Source organism: Kribbella sp. NBC_00709 (assembly GCF_036226565.1).
Taxonomy (GTDB): Bacteria; Actinomycetota; Actinomycetes; order Propionibacteriales; family Kribbellaceae; genus Kribbella.
In genome coordinates, this window is the sequence record NZ_CP108996.1 from 6873939 (window position 1) to 6899328 (window position 25390).

The window sequence follows — 25390 nt, forward strand, 5'->3', positions numbered from 1 at the left end:
CCGAATGCGCAACCATGGGTTGCGGGAAGCGTCGCTGGGCCGCGGGTGTTAGGAACGTTCAGTACAGGGAGGGAGCCGGATGTCCGGAATGATGCGCCCAGGCATGGGGGCGATGGGCTGGCGGCGCCAGGACGCGTCCGTGGCCGGGCAGAAGCTGGCCAAGGGCACGCTGCCGCGGATCGCCCGGTTCGCGAAGCCGTTCCGCTGGCACATCGCGGCGTTCCTGCTGCTGGTGATCGTCTCCGCGGTCCTGGTGATCGCGTCGCCGCTGCTGTTCAAGAAGATCGTCGACGACGGGATCTCGAAGGGGAACGCCGGCCTGGTGACCGCGCTGGCCCTGGTGGTCGCCGTCCTCGCGATCTTCGAGGCGTTGCTCGGCCTGATCCAGCGCTGGTTCTCGGCGCGGATCGGGGAGGGGCTGATCTTCGACCTGCGCACGAAGGTGTTCTCGCACGTCCAGCGGATGCCGATCGCGTTCTTCACCCGCACCCAGACCGGCGCGCTCGTGTCCCGCCTCAACAACGACGTGATCGGCGCCCAGCAGGCCTTCACCTCCACGCTGTCCGGCGTGGTCTCGAACATCATCAGCCTGATCCTGGTCGTCGGCGCGATGGTGGTGCTGAGCTGGCAGCTGACCGTGGTCGCGATCCTGATGCTGCCGATCTTCCTGATCCCGGCCCGCGTCCTCGGCCGCCGGCTGGCCACGATGACGCGCGAACAGATGAACCTCAACGCCGAGATGTCGACCGCGATGACCGAGCGGTTCAGCGTCGGCGGCGCGCTGCTCGTCACGCTGTTCGGCAAGCCGCAGCTCGAGACCGCCGACTTCGGCGAGCGGGCCGGCCGCGTCCGCGACCTGGGCATCCGGATCGCGATGCTCGGCCGGGTGTTCTTCACCGCGCTGACCCTGGTCGCCGCGCTGGCGACGGCCTTGGTGTACGGCGTGGGCGGCAACCTCGCCGTACGCCAGACCCTGACTGTCGGGACGCTGCTCGCACTCGTCGCGCTGCTCGGCCGGTTGTACGGCCCGCTGACCGCGCTCTCCAACATCCGCGTCGACGTGATGACCGCGCTGATCTCGTTCGAGCGTGTCTTCGAGGTCCTCGACCTCGAGCCGATGATCAAGGACGCGCCGGACGCCGCCGCGCTGCCGGAAGATGCGGCCAGCGTGGAGTTCGAGCATGTGGCGTTCGCGTACCCGACGGCGGAGCAGGTGTCACTGGCCAGCCTCGAGTCGGTCGCCGTGCTCGACAAGCGGGTCTCGGCACAAGTCCTCGAAGACGTCAGCTTCGTGGTCCGGCCCGGGCAGATGGTTGCCCTCGTCGGCCCGTCCGGCGCCGGCAAGACCACGATCACCAACCTGGTGGCTCGTCTGTACGACGTCAGCGGGGGAGCGGTGCGGGTCGGCGGGCAGGACGTTCGCGACGTGACCCTGGAGTCCTTGCGCGACACCATCGGGTACGTCACGCAGGACGCCCATATGTTCCACGACACCATCCGCGCCAACCTGCTCTACGCCAAGCCCGGCGCGACCGAGGACGAGATGATCGGGGCGTTGAGAGCAGCGCAGATCTGGGACCTGGTCTCCGGTCTGCCGGACGGGCTGGACACCGTGGTCGGCGATCGTGGTCACCGGCTGTCCGGTGGCGAGCGGCAACGACTCGCGATCGCCCGGTTGTTGCTGAAGGCCCCGAAGATCGTCGTACTCGACGAGGCGACCGCGCACCTCGACTCCGAGTCCGAGGTCGCCGTTCAGCGGGCGCTGGACACGGCGCTCGAGGGACGTACGTCGCTCGTCATCGCGCACCGGCTGTCGACCGTGCGGGACGCGGACCTGATCCTGGTCGTTGACCACGGCAACATCGTCGAACGCGGCACGCACGAGCAACTGCTCGCGGCCGGCGGCGAGTACGCTGATCTGTACCACACGCAATTCACCCAGTCCGGCACAGCGGCAGGTGTCTGATGATCAAGCTCGGGCTCGTCCTCGCTGCGGGGTACGCCGGCTTCAAGGTCGCGTACCACTCCGAGGACGGCCGTCACTACGGCCGCACCGGCGAGCGTGCGGTCAGGACGACGCTGTCACTGCTGATCGCCAGTCTCGCCGGCGGCATCACCTACGCGGCCCTGCTCTCGCACTGATCCCGCCGCGGTCTTCTGGGTGTCGTGCTCGAGCAGGTGCAGGACGGGTACGCCGAGATGCCGGCGGGCCGAGGTGGTCCAGTCGAGGTGGAAGAACTCCGCCACGATGTGCGGGCGGGTCAGGATGATGACCTCCTGCCCTTGCACGTGCTTGACCGTCGCGACCAGCGCATCGATCGGCCGGTCGTGCGAAATCCCGCCCTGGGCGTTCTGCCCGAGCTCCCGCAGCCGCTGCACGCTGCGTCCGCTGCAGCCCTTGGCCTCGCTGTCGATGGCCTTCTGCGCCTCAGCCAGATCCTCCCGCTGACCGGCCAGGCCCGGCCCGTACAGGTCCGCGGTCCCGAGCGCGCTGATCGAGGCCTCGACGCCTGCCTCGGCGTTGTGGCACGGCACGAGCACGTGGTACAGGACCGGCTCGGGCATGTCCTGGTGCAGCTCGACGACACGTTTCGCGTCGAGCTCGGACAGCTCCTCTTCGACGAGCAGTACGACGTCGTACATCGCGCAACCTCCGGTTCTTACCAGTCGGTACAGGTCCATAGTGCCCCGAACCGACCCGCCCAGTCACGGGCCTCCCGGCCTGGACTGAGGAGTGGAGGGAGCGAAGCGACCGGAGCGACGAGGGAAGGCCGGGAGTTACAGCCCCGTGACTCGCCGCGCCGGAGGCGTGGCATCAAGAGAGTATTCAACTGGATCGTTGCAGTTTCCGGCGTCCGTACGTGCGCAGCGCCCTGAGGAGGTCGATCTCGCGGAACGCGGGCCAGTAGAGGTCGCAGAACTCGATCTCCGAGCGGGTTGCCTGCCACAGCAGGAAGTCCGACATCCGCAGTTCACCGCTGGTCCGGATCACCAGGTCGGTATCCGGCAGCCCCGGCACGTAGAGATGCCGGCTGATCTCCTCCTCGCTCAGCGAGTCCGCGACCTCGTCCAGTGATCGACCGCTCGCGGCCGCCTCGTCCAGGACCGCGCGGACGGCGTCGACCACCTCGAGCCGGCCGCTGTACGCGATCGCGATGGTCAGATCTCCCGCGTCGGGACGGTCGCGCGTCTCCTCCACGGCTTCCTTCAGCGCGCGGGCCGTTGAATCAGGCAACAGATCCAGCTGGCCGGCGACGTGCAGCCGCCAGCGGTGGTCCCGCCGGACATGCTCGGCGAGCACGGTCTCGGTGAGGTCCATCAGGTAGCCGACCTGGTCGGCGTCGCGTTTGCGCAGGTTGCTCGGTGAGGCCACCCACGCGGTCACGCACCGGATCCCGGCGTCGGCGCACCAGTTCAGGAACAGCTCGAGGTGTTCGGCGCCGAAGCGGTGCCCGATGCGTACGTCGTCGTACCCGGCGCCGCGGGCCCAGCGGCGGTTGCCGTCCATCGCGATCGCGATGTGCTCGGGCATCGGCAGACCCTTGAGCTGGCGCCGGAGCAGGCGCGTGTAGAGGCCGTAGAGCATCAGCGTTGGGCGCTGGAGAGCACGTCGGCGAGGTCGAATTTCACCGGCTCCTCCAGCTGCTCGTAGTTGCAGGACTCTGGCGTCCGGTCCGGACGCCAGCGGACGAACTGGGCAGTGTGCCGGAAGCGGATGCCCTCCATGTGGTCGTACCGGACCTCGACAACGCGCTCCGGCCGCAGCGGGACGAAGGACAGGTCCTTGCCGGCCTGCCAGCGGCTGCCCTCCGCGTTGCGCGGTGTACGGACGCCTTCCTCCTGCTTCGCCCACGCCCATGGGTGCTCGTCAAAGGTAGTGACGAGCGGCTGCATCTCCTGGAACAGCTCCTTGCGCCGCTCCATCGGGAACGCGCCGATCACGCCGACGCTGGCCAGCGTGCCGTCTTCGTTGTACAGCCCGAGCAGCAATGACCCGATCCGGTCGTCGCCGCTCTTGTGCACGCGATACCCGGCGACCACGCAGTCCGCCGTACGCTCCGGCTTGATCTTGAACATCACCCGCTTGTCCGGCTGGTACGTCCCGTCCAGCGGCTTCGCGATCAGTCCGTCCAGGCCGGCGCCCTCGAACTGCTCGAACCACTGCGCGGCCTTGTCGTGGTCGGCCGTCGCGGGCGTGACGTGGATCGGCGCTTTCACGCCGGCGAGCGCGTCGATCAGCGCCGTACGGCGTTCGCTGAACCGGCGCTCGGTGTAGTCGTCGTCACCGAGCGCGAGCAGATCAAACGCGACGAACCTGGCCGGGGTCTTCTCCGACAGCATGTTGACCCGGCTCGCGGCCGGGTGGATCCGCTGCTGCAGGACCTCGAAGTCGAGCCGGTCGCCGGACTCGCCGATCACGATGATCTCGCCGTCGATCGCGCAGCGCTCCGGGAGATTCGCCTTCACCGCCTCGACCAGCTCGGGGAAGTACCGCGTCATCGGCTTCTCGTTCCGGCTGCCGATCTCCACCTCGTCCCCGTCGCGGAAGATGATGGAGCGGAACCCGTCCCACTTGGGCTCGTAGCTCAGGTCGCCGCGCGGGATCTCCTTCACCGGCTTGGCGAGCATCGGCTTGACCGGCGGCATGACAGGCAGTCGCATCCCTGCATTCTGTCCCACGCCACCGACACTCACCAGCAACGCCTGCGGTGGACAGTGAACCGACACGCCGACGACAATCGCTCTATGACTTCGGTGCCGGTGGAAGGGACGCGTCCGTCGGACGCGGAACGGGACCGGGTGCTCGCCGTGCTGCGGGACGGGGCCGGCTCCGGCCGGCTGTCCCACGACACGTTCATCCGCCGGATGAACTTCGTCCTCCGCGCCCAGAGCCGCGCCGAACTCGCTGACGCCATCCGAGACCTCCCACGCACCGAACCCCGCCGCCGCACCAGGAACATCCTCGCCCGCCTGCCCCGCCTGAAGCTCGAGCGCGCGGTGTCCCCGAACGCGCGCACCGGAGCGCTCCCACCCCGCCTCGCGACCACCCATACGCCCGTCGCGTCCGACCCGTCCGTGCACGGTCCCGCGGGCTCGCGTCCTGTGGGACCTACGCGCCGTGGCTCGGGGTTTGATCCGGTTGGGGTGGTGGCGTCGTGGCTGGATTCGCTTCCGCGGATCACGTTGGTGCATCCGCCGACCGCCGTACCGCTGCCGGGGCTTGCCCTGCCTGCGCCCGGCTCGCCGACCGTGCGGATCGGGCGTGGTCCGGGCGCGACCCTGCGGATGGCCGACGAGTCCGTGTCGCGGTACCACGCTGAACTCCGCCACGTCGACGAAGGCTGGATGCTCCGCGACCTGGGCTCGATGAACGGCACCACCGTCAACGATCTCCGCATCACCACCACCGTCCGCGTCCGTCCCGGCGACCGGGTCAGCTTCGGCGCGGTCGCCTACGTCCTGACCTGGACCGACTGAGGGCTTGCATCCGGTACTTGGGTACAGGTTTACCGTCGATCACATGGACGATCTGACCTGGATCCCCGACGCATGCACCCTGCCGACAGCGGACCGGCCGTTCCGGATGGCCGAGTTCGGCCAGCTGTTCGCCGACCACCTCCGCGGCGCCGACCGCGTCGACGCACAGACCCTCGACCTCACGCTCACGCCGGCCTCACGCGAGGCAGTCGCCGACCTGACTGCCCGCGAAACGGCGTGCTGCTCGTTCTTCACGTTCACCATGAGCGAGTCCACCGATGAACTCCACCTGACGATCACGGTCCCACCGGCACGCACCGACGTGCTCGACGGTCTGAGCGAACGACTATGAGATCGAGTGAGCTCGCCGCCGCAGCCGGCGTCAACCTGCAAACCCTCCGGTACTACGAACGCCGCGGCCTGCTCGACGAACCGGCCCGCAGTCTCGGCGGGCATCGCATGTACCCAGCGGAAGCGGTCACGACGCTGCGCGTGATCAAGGCGGCCCAGCGACTCGGGTTCACGCTCGCCGAGGTCTCTGAACTCCTCAACACAGCAAGGCATCGGCATGCGCTCGGCGAGGGAGTCGGCCTGCAGGCCCGCGCCCGCGACAAACTGGCGGACGTGGAAGCCAAGATCGCCGACCTGACGGTCATCGCCGGGACCCTCCGCGCCGGCATCGCAGCCGGCTGCGACGACCTGCAGACCTGCGCCGGCAACCCCGACTGCCCCCTCCCGTTCGCGGAGCTCGGCGACACCCACGGCGGACGCGTGTGACGGTCCTCAAATCCGTCCTGCTGTTCGTGCTGGCCGCGATCGCGGAGATCGGGGGAGCGTGGCTGATCTGGCAGGGCTGGCGCGAACACCGCGGCCTGCTCTGGATCGCCGGCGGAATAGTTGCCCTGGGCGCCTACGGCTTCGTCGCCACCTTCCAGCCCGACCCCAACTTCGGCCGCATCCTCGCCGCGTACGGCGGCATCTTCGTCGCCGGCTCCCTAACCTGGGCCGTCGTCCTGGACGACTTCAAACCCGACCGCTACGACCTCCTCGGCGCCGCCATCTGCCTGCTCGGCGTAGCCGTGATCATGTACGCCCCACGCAACTCCTGACCGGGCGACTGATGAGTTGTTGTGGGTGGGGCCGTCATATCTGTGAAAGGACATGACGGGACGGGAGGATGGCGGGATGAGCGTGGAATTTCGGCTGGGCGAGGTGGATGAGCCGGCGTTCTCGGGCATGGCGGAGCGGTATCGGCGGGAGTTGCATGTGCACTGCTACCGGATGCTCGGGTCGTTCGAGGATGCTGAGGACACCGTGCAGGAGACGTTCCTGCGGGCCTGGCGGCGGCGGGAGACGTTCGAGGGGCGGTCGACGGTCCGGGCGTGGCTGTACCGGATCGCGACCAACGCCTGCCTGGACCTGCTCGACAAGAGCCGTCCGGAGCCCGCGACTGGCGGCGAGGTGCTGTGGCTGCAGCCGTACCCGGATCAGCTGCTCGATGAGCTGCCCGCGGGGGAGGCGGACGAGCCGGAGACCGTCGCCGTCGCACGCGAGACGATCGAGTTGGCGTACCTGGTCGCCGTCCAGCACCTAGCGCCGCGCCCACGGGCCGTGCTGATCTTGCGGGACGTGGGCGGTTGGCCGGCGAAGGACGTTGCGGACCTCCTCGGGGACTCCGTCAACTCCGTGAACAGCGCGCTGCAGCGGGCCCGCGCCGGTATGCGGGAGCACCTGCCCGCCGAGCGTCAGGACTGGACCGGCGGCGACGAGGACGCCGGGACGCGTGAGCTGGTACGCCGCTACACCGAGGCCAGTGTGGCGAAGGATGTCGACGTACTCGCCGCGCTGGTACGGCATGATGTCCGGAGCTCGATGCCGCCCACGCCGGGCCTGTTCGTGGGCCGCGACGCGGTGGTGAACGACTGGATCGAGAGCGGCTTCGAGGGCATGTGCGACCTGCGTACCGTCGTCACCTCCGTCAACCGGCAGCCCGCAATCGCCTTCTACCTCTGGCAGAAGCAGGACGCTGCCTACCTGCCGCTGACCATCGACGTCCTGCGTATCACCGGCGGGGCGATCACCGAGATCATCACGTTCCACGCCGATCAGTTCCCGCGGCTCGGGCTGCCGGAGCGCCTGCCGGGGGACGGCACGGAGTAGGCCCGGTGCGAACGCTTGCGCTGCGCAGTGGCGAGCGTGTCGCGGTGGTCGCGGCGGAGTGGTACGACGCGTTCGGCGTCGTCGTCCGTGGGCGTGTGCAGCTCGAGCTGCGCAACGGCGAACCCGGGCCGGTCCTGCGACGCGACGCCGGGTTCTGGCTCCGCGGCACCGGCGTCCGCGCTCTGCGGAACCCAGGCCTCCGCACGGCCAAGGTGCGCATCGCCATCCCCTACGTGCCAAATGATGGAGGAAACACCATGAACAGCATGAACGTCGTCGGCCGTACGCACCGACTCCGCGGGCTCGCCGGCACCGGCGTCCTTGCGACCCTCGCGGCGATGACCGCCACCACCCTCGCCGCCGCGTTTGCCGGCGCCGTCGGCGTCGACTTCGAGGTACCCGATGGTGGTGAGACCATCCCGGTGCCCGGATTCACCGTGGTGACTGGCTTCTTCTCGGTCGTGGGGGTCGTCATCGCCGCTGCTCTCCGCCGTTGGAGCACCCGCCCCGCCAAGCGATTCGTGCAGACAGCCCTGCCGCTGACCGCAATCTCGTTCGTCCCACCCCTCCTCGCCGGCGCAAACACCGCCACCACCACCGCCCTCATCGGCCTGCACCTCATCGCCGCCACGGTGATGATCCCAACCCTGACACGCAGCCTCCGGACGAGGACCGATTAGCGGTCCGCGACGTTTTGGCCGGATTTGAGGAAGGGGTCGAAGGAGCCGTGGGTGGTGGTGCCGTCTTTGGACGGGATGATTTCTTGTGAGTACTGCGCGATGTAGACGCGGCGGTTCCGGTCGGTGAGGTTGGGGCCGCTGCGGTGGATGACGACGCTGGAGAAGACGACGATCGAGCCGGCGGCGGCCGTCATGGGGATGCCGGGGTCGCTGCCGAAGTAGCAGACCATGTCGTTCAGCTTCGGGTCGCGGATGTGCTTGATGTAGGACCGGATCCCGGACCGCGAGTACGGCAGCAGGTAGACCGAGCCGTTCTCCTCGGTGACGTCGTCGAGGGCGACCCAGCAGGTGAGGTACGGCGCGTGGTCCTCGTGCACGTAGCCGGAGTCCTGGTGCCAGGCGAACGCCGTGTTCGGGTCGCCGGCCTTGATCACGTACTGCTCCCAGAACAGGTATGCCTCGTCGCCCAGCGTCTTCCGGCAGATCTCGGCCATCGTGTCGCTGAACAGGAACTGCCGCAGCTCCGGCCGGTCCTGGTAGATCATGCTGCTGAAGTACCGCTTGCCCCGATGGTTGATCCCGATCGAGTCGGTGCCGGCGGCATCCATCGCGGCGTCGAGCTTGTCGATCGAGTACTGCGCTCCGCCGCGCAACAGCTCCAGCTGCTCGTCGGTGAGCACGCGGTCCAGCACGAAGTACCCCTCGTCGCGGAACTGGGCCAGGTGCTCGGGCGTGACCAGGTCATTCATAGCGTCCTCCGGTGAAATTCGGCTTACCGAAACGCTAGGTCGACCCCACTCGGCAAAGAATGTCTCGCCGCGACCCGGACATGAACATTTTGGCGTAGCGTGCACCAGATGAGCGAGCGCACGATCGTCACGATCGCGGAGGGGCCGGTGACCAGGCTCGGTCAGTTGGTGCTTGCCGGTGAGGTGATCGACTCCGAGCCGATCATGTCGCCCGCGCTCCGGGTGATGGATGCCTACGTGCTGTCGGTGCTGATCGATGGCGAGGGCAACTATCGGGACGCCGACGGTCGCGCGGAGCGGATCACCGCGGGCGCCCACACGCTCGTGCCGCCAAGGTTTCCGCACACCTACCACACGGATCCGGGGGAGCGGTGGACGGAGCTGTTCGCGGTCTTCACCGGCCCGATCTTCGACGCGCTCCCGCACCTGACCGGCGCCGGCCCGCGCTACCCCAGCCCGCAACCCTCGGTCGAAGCGCTCCGCACCGTACTGCGGGCGCCGCCCAGGACCCGCCGCGCCGCGGAGCACCAACTGATGGCACTGGCCGACTGGCTCGTCGATGTCGAGGACACCACAACAGAAGACGTCAGCATGGAGATTGTGGACGCCATGACCCGCCTTGCCGACGACCTCACCGCGACCACGGACCTCGCCTCAATCGCGGCCGAGGCCGGTCTGAGCTACGACACATTCCGCCGGAGATTCACAGCACAGGTCGGTCAGACCCCGGCCGCGTTCCGGAACGTACGACGCTTGCAGGCCGCAGCCACGTTGCTACGCCTGACCGACCTCACCCATCGCGAGATCGCGCGAACTCTCGGGTTCGCGGACGAGTTCCACTTCTCACGCCGATTCCGCTCCCAGTTCGGTGTCTCCCCGCGCGACTACCGGCGTACCTGAGGTACCGGGGCGGGGGATCGCCGCGAGCAGTTTGCGGGTGTACGGATCCTTGGCCTCACCAATGACCTGGAGCGTCGGCCCGCGCTCCACCATCACGCCCTCGTTGAGCACCATCACCTCGTCGGCCAGCAACCGGGCGCTGAGCAGGTCGTGGGTGATGTACAACATGGCGATGCCGCGGTCGCGTACCAACTCGTCGAGCAACGCGATGATCTCGGCGCGGATGGACACGTCCAGCATCGAGATCGGCTCGTCGGCGATCACCACCTCGGGCTCGGGCGCCAACGCCCGCGCGATCACCACCCGCTGACGCTGCCCGCCGGAAAGCTGGTGCGGCAGCTTGTCCAGGTACTGCGCAGGAGGCGAGAGGCCGACTGTCTCGAGCAGCTCGCCCGCCCGCGCCCGGGCCTCAGCTCCACTCAGCCCGAGGTGATTGCGGAGCGGCCGGGACAGCGCATATGCCACCGTCCGAGTCGGGTTGAGCGCGGAGAACGGATCCTGGAACACCAGCTGCACATGCCGCCGGTACTTCCGCAGCGCTCGCCGCCGCAAGCGCTCGACCGGCTCGTCCTTGAACCAGATCGAGCCGGCGGTAGGGCGCTCGACCCCGGTGAGGATGCGCGCGATGGTGGTCTTGCCGGAGCCGCTCTGGCCGACCAGTGCGGTGACCTGCCCCGGCCGCAGGCCGAACGACACGTCGTCGACGGCCGTGGTCGCCGTCGTGCTCAGCCCACGCCTGGTCCGGTAGACCTTGCTGATGCCGTCCACCACCATGACCGGCTCCACGTCGGCGAGCGCCGAAGGGCCGGCGGCGAACACCTGGTCGCGATGGCGCAGCGCGGCCGCCTTGTTGAGCACTGCCCGGTCGCCCCTGGACTCCTCGATCAGGAGGCACCGGACCTGACCACGCCCCGCGGGCAGCAGATCGGGGTGCACGGTCCGGCACTTGTCCACGGCGACCGGGCAGCGCGGCTGGAAGAGGCAGCCGGCGTGCGACTGCGACAGGTCCGGCGGCCGGCCCGGGATGAACTCGACCTCGACGATCTCGTCGCGAGGATCGGCGTACGAGCCGAGCAGGCCGGCGCTGTACGGGTGCAGGTGGCGCGTCACCATCTCCGCGGCCGGCTGGTCCTCGACGAGCTCCCCGGCGTACATCACCATCACCCGGTCGGCGAGCTCCATCACCGTGCCGAGGTCGTGGCTGATGAACAGTACGGCGAACCCGAGCCGCGCCTGCAGCACCCGCAACCGGTCGAGGATGTCGCGCTGTACGACGACGTCCAGCCCGGTGGTCGGCTCGTCGAGCAGGACGAACCGCGGCTCGAGCGCCAGCGCCAGTGCTAACGCGACCCGCTGCTTCATGCCGCCGGAGAGCTCGTGCGCGAACCGGCTCAGCACCGACCGGTCCAGCGACACCATCTCGAGCAGCGCACCGGCGCGAGCGTCCACGTCCACATCGTTGCCATGGGCCTCGAAGGTGTCGGCGAACTGCCGCCGGATGGTGATCACCGGGTTCAGCGAGTTCATACTCGACTGGAAGACCGTGGACAGGTCGACCCAGCGCAACGATCGCAGCTCGTCCTCGCTCGTCGACGTGATGTCCTGGCCGTCGAACGTGATCGTCCCGCCGGTGATCGCGGCCGGCTTGTCCAGCAACCGCAGTACGGCGTTGCCGAGCGTCGACTTGCCGCACCCGGACTCGCCGAGCAGACCGACGAACTCGCCGTCGTGCACCTCGAAACTGACCCCGTCGACGGCCCGTACCGCGTCCGAATCGCGCGGGCTGTACGTGACGCTCAGGTCGCGCACCTCGAGCAGCGCCATCTCAGTCCTCCCTCAAATGTGGGTTGCTCAAGGCATCGATGCCGAAGTTCATCAGCGTGAACGACGTGATCAGCAGCGCGAGCACGAGCCCGGGCGCCACCAGCCAGGCCCACTGCCCGGTGGTCAGCGCCCCGCCGAGGCTGGCCTGGTTGAGCATGGTTCCCCAGCTCACCGTCTGCGGGTCGCCGAGGCCGAGGAACGCCAGCCCCGCCTCGGCGCCGATCGCGCCGAGGGCCGCGCCCATGAAACCGACCACGATCAGCGAGATCATGTTCGGCACGATCTCGAACGCGATGATCCGGGCCGTGCTGTCCCCGGCGAACTTGGCCGCAGTGATGTAGTCGCGCGTGCGCAACGTGATGATCTGCGCGCGTTTGATCCGGGCGCCGTACGCCCAGCCGGTCACGGTGATCACGACGATGATCAGACCGAGGCCCTTCACCGGCGCGTACCCGGCCAGCACGACCATCAGCGGCAGCACCGGCACCACCAGGCCGAGGTTGATGAAGAACGAGAGGACCTCGTCCACCACACCCCGCAGGTACCCGGCGGTGAGGCCGACGGCCATCGCGATCAGTGTGCTCAGTACGCCGGCGACGAGTCCGACGATGAGCGACGTGCGAGCGCCGTACACGAGCTGCGAGAACACGTCCTCACCGCGCGCCGTCGTACCCAACCAGTGCGCACCGGACGGCCCTTCGGACGCGCCGAAGTCGGAGACCCGCGGACCGTACGGCGCGATCACCGAAGCGAACACCGCGATCAGGATGAACGCCGCCAGCATGATCATGCCCGCGCGACACTTGCTGTTGCGCCACAGGATGGTCATGTCGCCTCCGCCCGTCGTACCCGCGGATCGAGGAAGCCGTACGTGACGTCGGCGAGGAAGTTCGCGATCAGTACGCCGATCGTGGTGAACAGGAACAGTGCCTGCATCAGCGGATAGTCCTTGTTCGAGACGGCTTCCAGCAGCAGCCGGCCGAGACCGGGGTAGTTGAAGATCGTCTCGACGAGCACGGTCCCGCCCAGCAGTCCGCCGAGCGCGATCGCGAACCCGGTGACGTTGGGCAGGATCGCGATCCGGGCGCCGTACGTGAGCGCGATCCGCCGCCGCGGCAGGCCCTTCGCCCGGGCCAGCCGCGCATAGTCCTCGCCCAGCGTCTGCACCATGTTGTTGCGCATGCCGATGATCCAGCCGACCGGTCCGGTGATCAGCAGGGCGAGAGCGGGCAGGACGCTGTGCTGGAACGCGTCCGAGAAGAACAGCCAGCTCCAGCTCGGACTGCTGCCGCCGCCGTACCCGCCGCCGTCGGGGAACCAGTTCAGCGTGATCGCGAACACGAAGATCAGCAGCAGCCCGATCCAGAAGAACGGCAGGGTGCCGACGAACGTCGATCCGAGCGTGATCACCGAGTCGACCCGAGAGTTCCGCCGGTACGCCGCCCACGCACCGAGCAGCGTGCCGATCGCGAACGACGCGATCTGGGTGACCCCGACCAGGATCAACGTCCACGGCAACGCCGTCGCGATCATCGCCGTCACCGAGTACGGGTAGTACGAGTACGAGACGCCGAACTGCCCGTGGGCAACGGCCCCGAGATAGTCCCAGTACTGCGACAGCAGGTTCCCGTCCTGGGTGCCGAGCATCTTCCGGATCGCGGCCAGCTGCACCGGGTTGACCGCCTGGGTGTTGCCCTGGAGCCGCGCCAGCAGCGCCTGGGCGGGATCCCCCGGCTGTAGCCGGGGGATCAGGAAGTTCAGCGTCACCGCGGCCCACAAGGTGGCCACGAAGAAGCCGGTCCGCCGGAGGAAGTACAGCATCTCCTCAGCTCCCGGCCGGGACCAGGTGGGTCAGCACGACCTGCCCGTTGCCGCCGTCGGCGTACGGGTCGTCCGCGCTCGGCCAGCCCTCGGCCTTGGTGGTGTCGTACTGGAACCACTTGGCGCCGTACCAGATCGGGATCGTCGGCACCTGGTTCATCATGATGTCGACGAGTCCGGCGACGGCCTCCTTCTGCGCCTTCTCGTCCGGCGAGACCTGCAGCGTGTGCAGCAGCTCGTCGGTCTTCGGGTCCTGCCAGCGGATCTCGTTGCTGGCCGCCTTCTTGCCGACCGGCGCGGTCCGGGCGCTGTTCAGCGGATCGGCGAAGTTCGCGTACATGTTGCAGCCGCCGCCGAAGACGCCGAACGTCATGTCGTAGTTGCCGGTGGCCCGGTCCTGGTTGTTCGCGTCCGGCGTCGGCGTGTCCTTCGAGACGGTGATGCCGAGCGCCTGCAGGTTCTTGATCAGGATGTCGGCGGCCGCGACCCAGTCGACGTACGACCCGGGCACCTTGAAGCTGAACGAGATCGGCTTGCCGTCCTTGCCCAGCCGGCGGCCCTTGCTGTCCTTGGTGTAGCCGGCGTCGGTCAGCGCCTTGTCGGCCGCCGCGGCGTCGTACCCGATCCGGCCGTCGTCCGCGAGACCCTGCGGCAGCCAGTCCTTCTGACCCGGTACGACGAGGCCGCTCTGACTGGCCTGCGTGACGTACCCGAGTTGTGCCTTGTCGATCACCTGTTTGTCGTCGAAGGCCGTGGTCAGCGCCTTGCGGAAGCCGACGTCGTCGAACGGGGCCTTGGTCAGGTTCATGTACACACTGATGACGCCACCAGGCGCGTACCAGTAGTGGTGGTGCTTCGGGTCGCGGTCGACGTACGCCTTCTTGATGTCCTGCACGAACATCGCGTTGGTGTCGTACTCACCGCGGCTCAGCTTGAGCTGCTCGACCTGCCCGCCGGCGTCGGCCTTGTTGAACCGGAGCTCGTTGACCTTGATCTTGTCGGCCTGCCAGTAATCCGGGTTGCGCTCGACCACCAGCTGGCGCGGGTTGAACGACTTCAGTTTCATCGGACCGGTGCCCACCGGCGCGGTCGCGTTCACGAACGTGGTCGGGTCGGCGACCTTCGACCAGACGTGCTCGGGCACGATCTTCACGCCGCTGACCTGGGTGAACGCCGACGCGCCGGGCTGCTTGAAGGAGAACGTCACCTTGTCGTCGCCGTCTGCCTTGACCGACGACAGGAACGTCCACACACCTTGCGTGTCGAGTACGTCGAACTTCTTCAGCATGTTGAACGTGAACTCGACGTCCTTCGCGCTGAACGCCTGACCGTCGTTCCATTTGACCCCATTGCGGATCGTGTAGACGAGCGTCTTCGGATCGGACCACTGGTACGACGTCGCGAGCCAGGGAATCGCCTTGCAGCTGTAGGTCTCGACGTACATCAGGCTCTCGTAGATGTAGTCGGCCGCACTGAGCTTGGTGGCGTCGAGGTACGGGTTGTAGTTGGCCTTCGGAGTGGTGCCGCCGCCGAAGTCGCCGTAGTTGAGGAAGTCGATCATCCCGCTGCCGGCGGATGAGTTCTGAGCTCCTTCGGTGCCGGTGCAGCCGGTGAGCACCAGCGCCGCACTTGCTGCAACCGCGACGAGAGTCGTGCGCCATGGTCGTCTGATCATCCGGGAGTCCTCCAAAAGGGTTTGTGGCGGTTCCCCCCTCGATCCCCGTATCCCCTCAGTGCGGCAAGCTCAGTGCGCACCCCCCGCAGCCGCACGACGCACGGAGCACCAGCTCGGTCGGCAGGGTGATGTCGCCCACCGGCTGGTCGATCGGATCGGCCAGCAACCGGGCGGTGGTCGCCGCCAGTTCGCGGATCGGCTGCCGGACCGTCGTCAGCGCGGGCCGCGCCAGGGACGCCATCGGCATGTCGTCGAAGCCGGTGATCGCGATGTCCTGCGGCACCCGCAGCCCGCGGCCGAGCGCGCTCAGCAGCAGGCCGAGCGCGGTCTCGTCGTTCGCGCAGACCACTGCGTCCGGGCGATCTGTTGCATCGAGCAACTGTTCGGCGGCGATCGCGCCGTCGGACTGCTGCAGTCCGACGCGGATCGGTTCGGCCGGCGGTTTGCGGCGGGCCGACTTGTGCGCCGCGAGGAACGCCTGCCAGCGGGCCGTCACGTCGGGCGAGCCGTCCGGCGTACCGACGAAGGCGAGCCGGCGATAACCGTGGTCGATCAGCAGGTGCCGCGTGAGCGCCTTCATGTTGTCGTTGGCAACGCTCACGGACGCGTGCGCCGGCCCCGCCTCGCTGGCCATCACCACCACGCGGATCTGCGCCGCGACGGCTGCGATCGTCTCGGCCGAGACGGTCCCACCGTGGATCGCCATACCGTCCACGCGGTCGGCGAGGTCGAGTACGATCGCGTCGGTGTCGGCGCGCGAGTGCGATGCGAGGACGAGCACGCTGTCGCCGGTCTCGAGCGCTTCGGCTTCGAACCCCTGGATCAGCTCGGAGAAGTACGGGCCGGACAGTCCTGGGAACACCAGGCCCAGGGCGCCGTGCCGGCGCTCGGCCAGCGCGCGCCCGAAGTGGCTGGGCTTGTAGCCGTGCTCCTCGATCACCCGCAGCACCCGGTCGCGGAGCTCGGGGGAGACCGGCACCGTGCCACGCGACACCCGCGACACGGTCGCGGGAGAGACGCCGGCCATCTCGGCGACCCGGCGGAGGGTGACGCGGCTGTTGCCCATCGGCTGAACTCCCGTTACGGTTGAAACCGGTTTCATGAGACCGGTTTCACGACCATAACCACGACCGTGCCGCAGAGGCAACAGCTCACGGCGCGGCGATCGAGACCTGGTGAGGTACCTGTGCGGAACCCCAGATCGATAAGGCTGGAAGGGCGCCGGCTCCTGGTGGACGGCGTACCGCGGATCCTGATGGCCGGCGAGGTGCACTACTTCCGGCTGCATCGCGAGGACTGGGCCGACCGGCTGGACAAGCTCATCGCGGCGGGCTGCGATGCGGTGGCCAGTTACATGCCGTGGCTCGTGCACGAGACCGCCGGCGGCGTCGACCTCACTGGCCGCACCAGCGAGTACCGCGACCTGGCGGGCTTCCTGGAGCTGGCCGCGGAGCGGGACCTGCTGGTGATCGCGCGGCCGGGCCCGTTCGTGATGGCCGAGCTGAAGAACGAAGGCCTGCCGTTCCGGATCTACCGCGACCACCCGGACGCCGTCCCGCTGGGTTGGGACGGCAAGCCGGCCGGGTCGAAGACGCTGGACTACCTCGAGCCCGGGTACGTCGCGGAGGCAGAGCAGTGGTACGCCGCGATCATGCCGATGCTCGCGGAACGCCTTGTTTCCAAGGGCGGACCGGTCGCCGCGGTCCAGCTGGACAACGAGGTCGGCATGCTGTCGTGGGTCACCAACACCCCGGAGCTGACCGACCGCACGCTGGCCGACCTCGCCGTGTGGGCGTTCCGGACCTGGGGTCGTGAGGGCAGCATCTCGCGGTACGGCGCTGACCCAGACGATCCCGCGGGCTGGGCGTCGCAATGGCGATCCGGTGGGACCCTCGACGGCACAGTGGCGCAGCAGCTCGCGTTGCATCATGACCTCGGGGCGCATCACCGCGACCGGTACGCGCAGTACTTGCTGCGGTTGCGGGACGTCGCGCTGCAGCACGGCGTCGACGGCGTACCTTTCCTGGTCAACCTGCACGGCACCTACGCCGGCCGTGGTCGGCACTTCCCGATCGGCATCAGCCAGCTGTCGAAGTCGTACGCCGGGGTGCCGCAGATGACCTCGGGCTCCGATCACTACACCGGCGAGCTCACGGTCGAGAAGGTGCCGGACCTGTATGTGATGAACGCGTTCATGGCCGCCGTGCACGATGCCGACCAGCCGATCACGTCGCTGGAGTTCGAGGCCGGGACGGGGGACTACGGCGAGGACCTCAGCTCGCTGACCAGCCCGGAGACGGCCGAGTTGAAGACTCGGCTCTGCGTTGCCCAGGGCAATCGGTTGGTCAACTACTACTTGTTCGCCGGTGGCCACAATCCGCCATTGGACGATGCTGTTGGCGACGGCAACGACCGGATCGCGTTCACCGGCGAGCGGCACGGGTTCGCGGCGCCGGTGGATCCGGAGGGGCGGCTGAGTACGACGTACGCGGCGACTGCCTCGGCGGTGCGCGCGGTCCGTGGAGCCGAGCATCTGCTGGCGGACATGGACGAGGAGTACGACGACATCGTCCTTGGCTATGTGCCGGACCACTACCTGACGGAGTACTGCCACCCGGCAGCGTCGGTACGCCGGGCGCAGGTCGGCGAGCTGGAGCGGTACCGGGGGATGGGGCCGCGGGACATCCTCGCCCGTGCATTGCTCCTGAGCGGCTACTCCTTCCGGGCGGTCGATCTGTCCGGCGCGCCGACCTCGGCCGGCGCGACGTTGGATCCGGCCGGGCCGGTGGTCGCGCTCGCGACGCCGCCCGTGCTCGGCCGGACGATCCAGGAGCGGCTAGCGGCCTTCGTTCGAGCCGGCGGCCGGTTGCTGCTGCATGGCCGGGTGCCGGTCGCGGACGACGACGGTACGCCGTGCACGGTGCTCGCCGACGAGCTCGGCCTGAAGGTCGACGACACGGTCGAAGGCGCACCGCACTACTTCCCGTCGGTGCGCGCGGCCGCCTGGGCCGGCGACCAACCAGAGGTTCGGGTGGGCATGCTGGAACACCTGGCCGGCGACGGTGAGGTCCTGGTCGCGGATGTTGCGGACGGGTCGCCGGTTGCTGTGGACGTACGGGTCGCCGGTGGCGGACGAGCCGTCGTGCTGGCCTGCGACTACCCGTGTCACCTCGACTTCTGGCGCCTGCTGCTGGAGCGCGTCGGCGTACGCCGCCGGATAGTTGCTGACGGCAACACGCCTGGTCTGGTCGTCACGAGCACGGCTGACGGCGCCGGCCAGCGGCTGGTGCACCTCATCAACGTCGCGCCGGTCCCACAGGACTTCACGCTGTCGGTGGACGACGTCGTCCTGGAGCTCCACCTCGACGCCCGCGAGGGACGCATCCTCCCGCTCGGCGTACACCTCGCCGACGCGGTCCTCGGCTGGTCCACGGCTGAACTCGACGGCCGCGGCGACGGCTCGACCGTCCTCCTCCGGCGCTCGTCTTCCGCAGGCCAGGCATTGATCCGAACCACCCGCGACGTGACCGCGGACGGCGACGCGACCGCCGTCCGGAGCGAGCAGGGGTGGCTGGTCAGCTGGCCTGCCGACGGGGCAACCGACCGTTTGACTGTGAGGCTCTCATGACTCTGAACATCGGCGTGCTCGGACTCGGCAGTGTCCTCTCCGGCCCGTACGCGAGCCTGATCACCAAACTCGAGCAGGAAGGTCGTGTCCGCCTCACCGCCGGCTACGACCCCGACGCCGGCAAGCGGACGACCGCGGCGGAACGGTTCGGCATCAACACGGCGTACGGCGCTCCCGAGGAACTGCTCGCCCGCGACGACCTCGACATCGTGCTGGTCCTGACGAGCATGAACCAGCACGGCTCACTCGCCCGCGCGGCGCTCGAAGCCGGCAAGCACGTGCTCGTCGAGAAGCCGATGTCGACCTCGTTGGAGGAGGGTCGCGATCTGCTCGCGGTCGCCGCGGAGGCGCCGGGGCTGCTCGTGTGCGCGCCGCACATCGTCCTGTCGCCGACGTACCGCGAGATGCACCGACGGGTCCGTGACGGCGAGATCGGCGACCTTCACCTGGCCCGGGCGCGGTACGGCTGGTCCGGGCCCTGGTGGGGGCGGTGGTTCTACGAGTCCGGGGGCGGGGCGCTGTTCGACCTCGGCGTGTACAACCTCACCAGTCTGTGCGGGTTCTTCGGCCCGGTACGGCGGGTCACCGCGATGGTCGGCACCGCCGTACCGAAGCGTGAGGTCAACGGCGAGCTGGTCACGGTCAGCGCCGACGACAATGCGCACATCGTGCTCGACTTCGGTCAGGCCCGGTTCGCCTCGATCGCAACCGGGTTCACGATGCAGCAGTACCGCTCGCCGGCCATCGAGCTGTACGGCGCAACCGGCGTGCTACAGCTGCTCGGCGACGACTGGGCACCGAACGGGTTCGAACAGTGGTCGAACGCGCGCGGCTCCTGGGAGCTCGTCGGCGAACGAGACCCCCACTGGCCCTGGACCGACGGCCTCCGGCACCTGGTCGATTCCATCGAGAACGGTACGCCGACCGTCACCCGCCCGGAGCACGCCTTCCACGCCCTCGAAGTCATGCTCGCCGCCAAACAATCCGCGGCCGAGGGCCGAGTAGTAGAAATCACCAGCCCCTTCCCAGACCTCACCTACGACATCCCCACCGGCACCGCGGCCGAGACCCGCCCTACCCACGACCCCCGCACGTCCTGAACCTCGCTCACGCAGCCCCACACGCCCCACTCAGGTGAGGAGGACGACCTTCCCGGTGGTCCGGCGGTCTTCGAGGGCCTGGTGGGCGGCTGCTGCCTCCGACAGCGGGAATGTTGTGGTGAGCGCCTTCCACCGGCCCGAGATCGTCTCCTCGAGGGCGGCGGACTCGAGGGTGCGGAGTTGTGCGGCCAGCTTGGCTCCGATCGCCCACCCGGCCGTGAGGCCCCGGGCTGCCAGGTCCTCGTCGGTGAACTCGATCGCCCCGCCACCCGACCACCCGAACATCAACAAGCGTCCGCCATACGCGAGCAGATCGAACGCCTGCTGACCATTGGTCCCGCCAACGCCATCGAGCAAAACGCTGACTTCGCGATCACCCAGTTCAGCCTTCAAACCGGCCGCCCAGTCCGGATCGTTGTAGTCGATCGCGTACTGCGCACCCAGCGACCGCACCAGCTCGACCTTCGCCGCCCCACCGGCGAGGCCGATCACCGTCGCACCCACGTTCCGCCCAGCCTGGATCAGGTAGCTGCCGATCCCGCCTGCCGCGGCAGTCACGAGTACGACGTCGTCCGCGGTCAGCCGCGCTTGCGACAGGATCCCGGCGGTCGTCCGCCCGGTACCGATCGCGGCGACCGCCTGCGCCGCGTCCACATGGTCCGGAATCTCGTAGAGCGACTCGACCTTCGCTACCGCGCGTTCGGCGTACCCGCCTGGCACCATGCCCAGATGGACCACGACGCGCTTGCCGATCCACGACGCGTCGACGTCCGGGCCGACCGCGCTCGCCCGGCCGGCGACCTCGCGGCCAGGGATCGTCGGCAGGTCCGGGATGGGGATCGGGCTGTCTCCGGTCGAGCCCGAGCGGATCATCGTGTCGACGAGGTGGACCCCGGCGGCCTCGACCTCGACGAGCACCATGCCCGGCTCAGGAGCGGGGTCCGGCACCTCCTCGTAGAGCAGGTTCTCCGCCGGACCGAATGCGTGCAGTCTGATCGCCTTCATGTCTGGCAACGCTAGGACCTCAATGACGGTTGAGGTCAACTACTGCCACTTCCTTACGTTGTGTACTAAAGTGCGATCCGAGGGAGGGTGACGTGGCGAAGATTCTGAGAGGTGCGACCGCGCAGGAGACCCACAGCGCGATCCTGGACCTGATCCGCTCCAGCGGCACGGTCACCCGCGTCGACCTCGCCGATCGATCCGGACTCACCGGTGCGTCGATCTCCCGCGTGGTCAAGCGGCTGCTCGCCGACGGTCTGATCATCGAGACCGGGTACGGCGACCCGACCGGCGGGAAACGCGCCACGCTGCTGCAGTTCAACCCACGCGCCCGGCACGCGATCGGCATCGCGGTCGACACCCCGAGCACGACGTACGTCGTCACCGACATGAGCGGCCGGGTGATCGAGCAGGTGTCGTCGCGGGGGATCGGGAAGGACGCGCCGGCGACGGCGGTGCGGCGGATCACCGCCGAGCTCGAGGACCTGATCGTGAAGGCGGAGATCGAGCCGTCGACACTGGTCGGCGTCGGGGTGGCGCTGGCCGGTCGGCAAGGGCGCGGCGGGACGCGGCTGCTGCGGACGGACTCGGAGAAGTACGCGTGGGAGCCGTTCGCGGTGCGGGACACGCTGAAGGACGCGATCGACCACCCGATCGTGGTCGAGAACGACTCGACCTGCGCCGCTATCGGCGAGTTCTGGGCGGGCAAGATCCCGTCGGTGAACGACTTCGCGACCGTCTACATGGCCGCCGGGTTCGGGCTGGGGCTGGTGACGAACGGCGACGTGTACCGCGGCTCGTCGTCCAATGTCGGCGAGATCGGCCACATGGTCCTCGACGTGAACGGTCCGATGTGCTGGTGCGGCGGACAGGGCTGCCTAGAGAGCCTGGCCGCGCCCGCCGCGGTGGTCGCGCGCGCCGGCCAGGACGAGTCGCTCGCCGACAAACTCGGCCTCCGCGGCCGCCGGCTGTCCACCCGCTCCGACTTCGCCAAGATCGCCCGCCTAGCGGCTGCCGGAGACGCGCGCTGTGTCGAGCTGATCGAGGAGTCCGCCACCTACCTCGCGAAGGCCCTGCTCTCGATCACCAACCTGCTCGACCTCAACCAGATCATCCTCGCCGGCCCCGGCTTCAGCGAGGCCGGCGATATCTACGTCCGCGTGGCAGCCACCGAACTCAACCGCCTGTCCTTCGTCCGAGCTATGCATCCGACCCGGGTAGAACTCTCCAAACTAGGCCCCAGCGCAGCCGCCTTGGGCGCCGCCTCCCTGGTCCTCCACACCCAGCTGACGCCGCACCAGAACACCCGCTCCTAATCGGCGAGGTGGCTCTGGAGCCAGCGTCCGCTCTTCTTGACGGTGCGGGCTTGGGTTGCATAGTCGACGTACACGATGCCGAAGCGGCGGCTGTAGCCCCAGGCCCACTCGTAGTTGTCCATCAAGGACCAGACGAAGTAGCCCTTCAGCGGGAAGCCTTCGGCCACCAGGTCCTCGCAGACGGCGATGTGCTGCTTGATGTAGTCGAGCCGGTCGTCGTCCTCGATCGTCCCGTCGGCGGTGACCGAGTCGGGGTATGCCGCGCCGTTCTCGGTCACGTACAAGGGCAGCTCGGGGGCGAGCTTGTTGATGGTGACCAGGATGTCGCGGAGACCGGTGGCCTGGATCGGCCAGCCCATCTGGGTCCGGGGGAGACCGGTGTCGACGGCAACGACGTTCTCACTGCCGGGCTGCGTCGACGGGACGGGCGACGAGATCGGTCCGTCCGGTGCGGCGACGGTGGTCGGGCAGTAGTAGTTCACGCCGATGAAGTCGAGCGGCGCCGCGATCAGCGGAAGGTCCGCCTCCTGCTCCGCGAACCACGAAGTCATCCCGGTGTCTTCCAGGACATCCGCCGGGTACCGCCCGGACAGCAGCGGCTCGAGGAACATCCGGTTCCGGAGGCCGTCGATCCGGCGCGCGGCGTCGCGGTCGGCGGGGGAGTCGGTGGCGGCGTGGATCGGCGCCGGATTGAGCGCGATCCCGTACGCCGAACCCTCCGAGCGGATCGCGTCGAGCGTCAGGCCGTGCCCGAGCAGCAGGTGGTGCACGGCCTTGAGCGCGTCCGCGCCCTCCGTGCGACCCGGTGCGTGCTCGCCGTTCCCATAGCCGAGGAACGCGGAGCACCACGGCTCGTTCAAGGTCATCCAGTGCTTGACGACGTCGGACAGCGCGTCATGCGTTACGGCCGCGTAGTCGCGGAACCGCTCGGCCGTATCGCGGATCAGCCATCCGCCGGCGTCTTCGAGCGGCTGCGGCAGATCCCAGTGGTAGAGCGTCGCGTACGGCGTGACGCCGTTCTCCAGGCACGCCTCGGCCACGCGCCGGTAGAAGTCCAGTCCGGCTGCGTTGGTCGCACCCGACCCACCCGGCACGATGCGCGGCCACGCGATCGAGAACCGGTACGCCTTCAGCCCGAGGCCGGCCAGCATCCGGATGTCCTCGGCGAACCGGTGGTAGTGGTCGTCGGCCACGTCGCCATTGGTGCCGTCCGCGATCTTGCCGGGGGTGTGCGCGAACGTGTCCCAGATACTCGGACCGCGCCCATCCGCGGAGACCGCGCCCTCGATCTGGTACGACGCGGTCGCCGCACCCCAGATGAATCCGCTCGTCACGACGTCTCCTTCTCGACCCAGTACTGCCCTTGGGGAAGTAGGTTACCTAACCGGTTAAGCAGCTCAGCGGGGAGGTCGGCCGCCATGGCCGCCTGCAGCGCGTCGACCCGGGCCGGCTTGGTGATCCCGACCACCGTGCCCGCGATCCCGGGGTCGTCCACCGAGTGCCGGAGCGCGGCCGTTGCGAGGTCGACGCCGTACTCCTGGCACGCCTTCTCCATCTCCGCCACGGCCTCCAGCACAGCCCCGGGCGCCTCGCGGTACGCGTACTTCGTCGCGCCCGCGGGATTCGCGAGGATGCCGCCGCCGTAGATCGCCGCGTTCACCACCGCGATGCCTTCGGAGCGCGCCCGCGAGAAGATCGCCCCGGCCGAATGGTCGACCAGGCTCCACCGGTTGTGCACCAGCAGTACTTCGAACCCGCCGAGGTCGAGGTACCGCCCGAGCTCGCGCGTGTTCCCGCCCGCGAGTCCGACATGCCCGATCTCCCCGTCGGCACGCAACTGCATCAAGGTGTCGACGGCGTCCCGCATCGAGTCGAAGTCGTGGTACTCCGGATCGTGCAGGTACACCAGCGGCAGCTCGTCCAGCCCGAGTCGTTCCTTGCTCTCGGCCACGCTGGCCCGTACCCGCGCGCCGGAGTAGTCGCCGTCGAGGGCGTCGACCTTCGTCGCGATCAGGAACCCGTCGGGCAACCCGCCGTACTCCTTGATGGCCAGACCGATGCGCAGCTCGCTCTCGCCGTCGCTGTACCCGTTGGACGTGTCGATCCAGCTCAGGGGGCTGTCGAACACGCGCAGGACCAGGTCGACCGCCTCGCGCCGGGTCACGTCGTAGCCGAACACCGCGGGCATGCTTCCGAGCCCGCTGCCGCCGGCGCAGACGGCGGAGACGGTCAGCCCGGTGGAGCCGAGAGGGCGCAGCCAATTGTCAGTCATGCCTCGGAGCCTACGGCGAAGGTGAACCCGTCACGGTCGACGTAGACCTTGGTCCCGTCCGGCGCGGTCGCCGCGGGCAGGTCGGGCGGGTCGCCCACGAGTTCGGTGTACGCGAAACCGGCGACGTCGAGCTGCGGATCGCGGGAGCTCTTGTCCACCTCGTACGTGAACACCTCGAGGACGGTGTCGCCGCCCTTCAGGTAGCCGATGTGGAAGCCGCGCTGGTCGTGCGGCTGCTCGATCGTGCCGATGAACGAGAAGCCGTAGTTGCGGTCGTAGTACGCGCTGGTGGCATCGCGGTCCTCGATCGTCACCGCGACATGGTCGAACCGCGGCCGCGCGGGAACGCCCAGAGAACGCTCTCTGGCGACCCCGTCCGGGTCCAGGATCTCGGCGTACTGCAGGTCGCCCTGGATCATCTCCAGCAGGGTGCCGTCCGGGTCGTAGAAGAAGCAGATCCGGACGGCACCCTCGGCATCGAGCGGGTCGAGCTTGAACTCGACCCCGGCCTCCTTGAGTACGGCGGCCCGTTCGTCGATCCGGTCGACCTTGAAACCGATGTGCCGGAACCCCTTCTGCAGATCGTCCGGCGACCACGTGCTCTGCTCCCGGCCGTTGCCCACGGCCCGTAATTCGACGGTCGCGGTCACCGCGTCCAGCACGGCCCGCTCCGCCGTCGGCTCGCCGGCCACCTCCAGCTCGAGGAACCTGGTGTAGAACTCGACCGAGCGGGCGACATCGGTGCTGTTGACCACGACGTTCTTGATCGGCATACGACCTCTTTC

General features: G+C 68.6%; 25 protein-coding genes. 12 read left to right on the forward strand and 13 right to left on the reverse strand.

Annotation, left to right across the window (positions count from 1 at the left end):
• The first annotated feature begins 79 nt into the window (after window positions 1–79).
• Together OHA18_RS33600 and OHA18_RS33605 are read left to right on the forward strand one after the other, a co-directional pair.
• Complete coding sequence (locus OHA18_RS33600; protein ID WP_328999372.1) at window positions 80–1966, forward strand: ABC transporter ATP-binding protein; 1887 nt, start codon at window positions 80–82, stop codon at window positions 1964–1966.
• Window positions 1966–2142 carry a hypothetical protein gene (locus OHA18_RS33605; protein WP_328999373.1) on the forward strand — a complete coding sequence of 59 codons (177 nt, stop codon included), beginning with the start codon at window positions 1966–1968 and terminating at the stop codon, window positions 2140–2142. The genes OHA18_RS33600 and OHA18_RS33605 overlap by 1 nt, the downstream gene beginning before the upstream one ends.
• Here OHA18_RS33605 and OHA18_RS33610 read toward each other — a convergent pair.
• The 3 genes from OHA18_RS33610 to OHA18_RS33620 all read right to left on the reverse strand — a co-directional run bounded on the left by OHA18_RS33610 (window position 2083) and on the right by OHA18_RS33620 (window position 4662).
• On the reverse strand, window positions 2083–2643 hold the full coding sequence (locus tag OHA18_RS33610; protein WP_328999374.1) for a hypothetical protein: 561 nt from the start codon (window positions 2641–2643) through the stop codon (window positions 2083–2085). The two genes, OHA18_RS33605 and OHA18_RS33610, sit on opposite strands and share 60 nt — an antisense overlap.
• A 184-nt stretch (window positions 2644–2827) precedes the next feature.
• A complete protein-coding gene (gene uppS / locus OHA18_RS33615) occupies window positions 2828–3532 on the reverse strand; it encodes a polyprenyl diphosphate synthase (RefSeq protein ID WP_328999375.1) in 705 nt (234 codons plus the stop codon).
• A 53-nt stretch (window positions 3533–3585) separates the two neighbouring features.
• A complete protein-coding gene (locus OHA18_RS33620) occupies window positions 3586–4662 on the reverse strand; it encodes an ATP-dependent DNA ligase (RefSeq protein ID WP_328999376.1) in 1077 nt (358 codons plus the stop codon).
• A gap of 84 nt (window positions 4663–4746) precedes the next feature.
• Here OHA18_RS33620 and OHA18_RS33625 point away from each other — a divergent pair, with 84 nt between their 5' ends.
• From OHA18_RS33625 to OHA18_RS33650, 6 genes are all read left to right on the forward strand, one after another.
• Window positions 4747–5478, forward strand: coding sequence for a DUF1707 and FHA domain-containing protein (locus OHA18_RS33625; RefSeq protein ID WP_328999377.1), 732 nt, complete (start codon window positions 4747–4749; stop codon window positions 5476–5478).
• A gap of 43 nt (window positions 5479–5521) precedes the next feature.
• A complete protein-coding gene (locus OHA18_RS33630; protein WP_328999378.1) occupies window positions 5522–5830 on the forward strand; it encodes a hypothetical protein in 309 nt (102 codons plus the stop codon).
• Window positions 5827–6255 carry a MerR family transcriptional regulator gene (locus OHA18_RS33635; RefSeq protein ID WP_328999379.1) on the forward strand — a complete coding sequence of 143 codons (429 nt, stop codon included), beginning with the start codon at window positions 5827–5829 and terminating at the stop codon, window positions 6253–6255. The genes OHA18_RS33630 and OHA18_RS33635 overlap by 4 nt, the downstream gene beginning before the upstream one ends.
• A complete protein-coding gene (locus tag OHA18_RS33640; RefSeq protein WP_328999380.1) occupies window positions 6252–6587 on the forward strand; it encodes a YnfA family protein in 336 nt (111 codons plus the stop codon). The genes OHA18_RS33635 and OHA18_RS33640 overlap by 4 nt, the downstream gene beginning before the upstream one ends.
• Before the next feature lie 76 nt (window positions 6588–6663).
• Window positions 6664–7638 (forward strand): RNA polymerase subunit sigma-70, encoded by a 975-nt coding sequence (locus OHA18_RS33645; protein WP_328999381.1) that lies wholly within the window; start codon window positions 6664–6666, stop codon window positions 7636–7638.
• A 5-nt stretch (window positions 7639–7643) separates the two neighbouring features.
• Window positions 7644–8318, forward strand: a complete 675-nt coding sequence (locus OHA18_RS33650; RefSeq protein WP_328999382.1) for a DUF6069 family protein — start codon at window positions 7644–7646, stop codon at window positions 8316–8318.
• On the opposite strand, the gene OHA18_RS33655 is transcribed toward OHA18_RS33650, so the two are convergent.
• Complete coding sequence (locus tag OHA18_RS33655; RefSeq protein ID WP_328999383.1) at window positions 8315–9067, reverse strand: phytanoyl-CoA dioxygenase family protein; 753 nt, start codon at window positions 9065–9067, stop codon at window positions 8315–8317. The two genes, OHA18_RS33650 and OHA18_RS33655, sit on opposite strands and share 4 nt — an antisense overlap.
• A gap of 108 nt (window positions 9068–9175) precedes the next feature.
• Between OHA18_RS33655 and OHA18_RS33660 the strand changes: the two genes are divergently transcribed.
• Complete coding sequence (locus tag OHA18_RS33660; RefSeq protein WP_328999384.1) at window positions 9176–9967, forward strand: helix-turn-helix transcriptional regulator; 792 nt, start codon at window positions 9176–9178, stop codon at window positions 9965–9967.
• On the opposite strand, the gene OHA18_RS33665 is transcribed toward OHA18_RS33660, so the two are convergent.
• The 5 genes from OHA18_RS33665 to OHA18_RS33685 are packed head-to-tail and all read right to left on the reverse strand — an operon-like array spanning window position 9911 to window position 16353.
• Entirely contained in the window at window positions 9911–11791 is a 1881-nt protein-coding gene (locus OHA18_RS33665; protein ID WP_328999385.1) for an ABC transporter ATP-binding protein, read from the reverse strand. The two genes, OHA18_RS33660 and OHA18_RS33665, sit on opposite strands and share 57 nt — an antisense overlap.
• A 1-nt stretch (window position 11792) precedes the next feature.
• Complete coding sequence (locus tag OHA18_RS33670) at window positions 11793–12620, reverse strand: ABC transporter permease (RefSeq protein ID WP_328999386.1); 828 nt, start codon at window positions 12618–12620, stop codon at window positions 11793–11795.
• On the reverse strand, window positions 12617–13612 hold the full coding sequence (locus OHA18_RS33675; RefSeq protein ID WP_328999387.1) for an ABC transporter permease: 996 nt from the start codon (window positions 13610–13612) through the stop codon (window positions 12617–12619). The genes OHA18_RS33670 and OHA18_RS33675 overlap by 4 nt, the downstream gene beginning before the upstream one ends.
• Window positions 13613–13616: 4 nt before the next feature.
• Window positions 13617–15287, reverse strand: a complete 1671-nt coding sequence (locus OHA18_RS33680; protein ID WP_328999388.1) for an ABC transporter substrate-binding protein — start codon at window positions 15285–15287, stop codon at window positions 13617–13619.
• A 55-nt stretch (window positions 15288–15342) separates the two neighbouring features.
• Window positions 15343–16353: a LacI family DNA-binding transcriptional regulator gene (locus tag OHA18_RS33685; RefSeq protein WP_328999389.1), complete on the reverse strand. Its 1011-nt coding sequence runs from the start codon at window positions 16351–16353 to the stop codon at window positions 15343–15345.
• 120 nt (window positions 16354–16473) lie between these two features.
• Between OHA18_RS33685 and OHA18_RS33690 the strand changes: the two genes are divergently transcribed.
• Window positions 16474–18915: a beta-galactosidase gene (locus OHA18_RS33690; RefSeq protein ID WP_328999390.1), complete on the forward strand. Its 2442-nt coding sequence runs from the start codon at window positions 16474–16476 to the stop codon at window positions 18913–18915.
• Complete coding sequence (locus tag OHA18_RS33695; RefSeq protein WP_328999391.1) at window positions 18912–20015, forward strand: Gfo/Idh/MocA family protein; 1104 nt, start codon at window positions 18912–18914, stop codon at window positions 20013–20015. Before OHA18_RS33690 ends, OHA18_RS33695 begins: the two co-directional genes overlap by 4 nt.
• 30 nt (window positions 20016–20045) lie before the next feature.
• Here the strand turns inward: OHA18_RS33695 and OHA18_RS33700 are convergent, their stop codons facing one another.
• Window positions 20046–21020: a zinc-binding dehydrogenase gene (locus tag OHA18_RS33700; RefSeq protein ID WP_328999392.1), complete on the reverse strand. Its 975-nt coding sequence runs from the start codon at window positions 21018–21020 to the stop codon at window positions 20046–20048.
• Between the two features lie 92 nt (window positions 21021–21112).
• Between OHA18_RS33700 and OHA18_RS33705 the strand changes: the two genes are divergently transcribed.
• Window positions 21113–22333: an ROK family transcriptional regulator gene (locus OHA18_RS33705; protein ID WP_328999393.1), complete on the forward strand. Its 1221-nt coding sequence runs from the start codon at window positions 21113–21115 to the stop codon at window positions 22331–22333.
• On the opposite strand, the gene OHA18_RS33710 is transcribed toward OHA18_RS33705, so the two are convergent.
• The 3 genes from OHA18_RS33710 to OHA18_RS33720 are packed head-to-tail and all read right to left on the reverse strand — an operon-like array spanning window position 22330 to window position 25378.
• On the reverse strand, window positions 22330–23667 hold the full coding sequence (locus tag OHA18_RS33710) for a GH1 family beta-glucosidase (RefSeq protein WP_328999394.1): 1338 nt from the start codon (window positions 23665–23667) through the stop codon (window positions 22330–22332). The two genes, OHA18_RS33705 and OHA18_RS33710, sit on opposite strands and share 4 nt — an antisense overlap.
• On the reverse strand, window positions 23664–24605 hold the full coding sequence (locus OHA18_RS33715) for an aldo/keto reductase (protein WP_328999395.1): 942 nt from the start codon (window positions 24603–24605) through the stop codon (window positions 23664–23666). Before OHA18_RS33715 ends, OHA18_RS33710 begins: the two co-directional genes overlap by 4 nt.
• Window positions 24602–25378 carry a VOC family protein gene (locus OHA18_RS33720; protein WP_328999396.1) on the reverse strand — a complete coding sequence of 259 codons (777 nt, stop codon included), beginning with the start codon at window positions 25376–25378 and terminating at the stop codon, window positions 24602–24604. Before OHA18_RS33720 ends, OHA18_RS33715 begins: the two co-directional genes overlap by 4 nt.
• Between the last annotated feature and the right edge of the window lie 12 nt (window positions 25379–25390).

Excerpts from the sequence above, each read along its gene's own strand:
- OHA18_RS33620 (WP_328999376.1), bottom strand. The coding sequence starts at position 4,662 with ATGCGACTGCCTGTCATGCCGCCGGTCAAGCCGATGCTCGCCAAGCCG.
- uppS (WP_328999375.1), bottom strand. The coding sequence starts at position 3,532 with ATGCCCGAGCACATCGCGATCGCGATGGACGGCAACCGCCGCTGGGCC.
- OHA18_RS33695 (WP_328999391.1), top strand. The coding sequence starts at position 18,912 with ATGACTCTGAACATCGGCGTGCTCGGACTCGGCAGTGTCCTCTCCGGC.
- OHA18_RS33720 (WP_328999396.1), bottom strand. The coding sequence starts at position 25,378 with ATGCCGATCAAGAACGTCGTGGTCAACAGCACCGATGTCGCCCGCTCG.
- OHA18_RS33685 (WP_328999389.1), bottom strand. The coding sequence starts at position 16,353 with ATGGGCAACAGCCGCGTCACCCTCCGCCGGGTCGCCGAGATGGCCGGC.
- OHA18_RS33605 (WP_328999373.1), top strand. The coding sequence starts at position 1,966 with ATGATCAAGCTCGGGCTCGTCCTCGCTGCGGGGTACGCCGGCTTCAAG.
- OHA18_RS33675 (WP_328999387.1), bottom strand. The coding sequence starts at position 13,612 with ATGCTGTACTTCCTCCGGCGGACCGGCTTCTTCGTGGCCACCTTGTGG.
- OHA18_RS33715 (WP_328999395.1), bottom strand. The coding sequence starts at position 24,605 with ATGACTGACAATTGGCTGCGCCCTCTCGGCTCCACCGGGCTGACCGTC.
- OHA18_RS33625 (WP_328999377.1), top strand. The coding sequence starts at position 4,747 with ATGACTTCGGTGCCGGTGGAAGGGACGCGTCCGTCGGACGCGGAACGG.
- OHA18_RS33655 (WP_328999383.1), bottom strand. The coding sequence starts at position 9,067 with ATGAATGACCTGGTCACGCCCGAGCACCTGGCCCAGTTCCGCGACGAG.
- OHA18_RS33610 (WP_328999374.1), bottom strand. The coding sequence starts at position 2,643 with ATGTACGACGTCGTACTGCTCGTCGAAGAGGAGCTGTCCGAGCTCGAC.
- OHA18_RS33670 (WP_328999386.1), bottom strand. The coding sequence starts at position 12,620 with ATGACCATCCTGTGGCGCAACAGCAAGTGTCGCGCGGGCATGATCATG.
- OHA18_RS33660 (WP_328999384.1), top strand. The coding sequence starts at position 9,176 with ATGAGCGAGCGCACGATCGTCACGATCGCGGAGGGGCCGGTGACCAGG.
- OHA18_RS33700 (WP_328999392.1), bottom strand. The coding sequence starts at position 21,020 with ATGAAGGCGATCAGACTGCACGCATTCGGTCCGGCGGAGAACCTGCTC.
- OHA18_RS33635 (WP_328999379.1), top strand. The coding sequence starts at position 5,827 with ATGAGATCGAGTGAGCTCGCCGCCGCAGCCGGCGTCAACCTGCAAACC.
- OHA18_RS33630 (WP_328999378.1), top strand. The coding sequence starts at position 5,522 with ATGGACGATCTGACCTGGATCCCCGACGCATGCACCCTGCCGACAGCG.
- OHA18_RS33680 (WP_328999388.1), bottom strand. The coding sequence starts at position 15,287 with ATGATCAGACGACCATGGCGCACGACTCTCGTCGCGGTTGCAGCAAGT.
- OHA18_RS33645 (WP_328999381.1), top strand. The coding sequence starts at position 6,664 with ATGAGCGTGGAATTTCGGCTGGGCGAGGTGGATGAGCCGGCGTTCTCG.
- OHA18_RS33665 (WP_328999385.1), bottom strand. The coding sequence starts at position 11,791 with ATGGCGCTGCTCGAGGTGCGCGACCTGAGCGTCACGTACAGCCCGCGC.
- OHA18_RS33600 (WP_328999372.1), top strand. The coding sequence starts at position 80 with ATGTCCGGAATGATGCGCCCAGGCATGGGGGCGATGGGCTGGCGGCGC.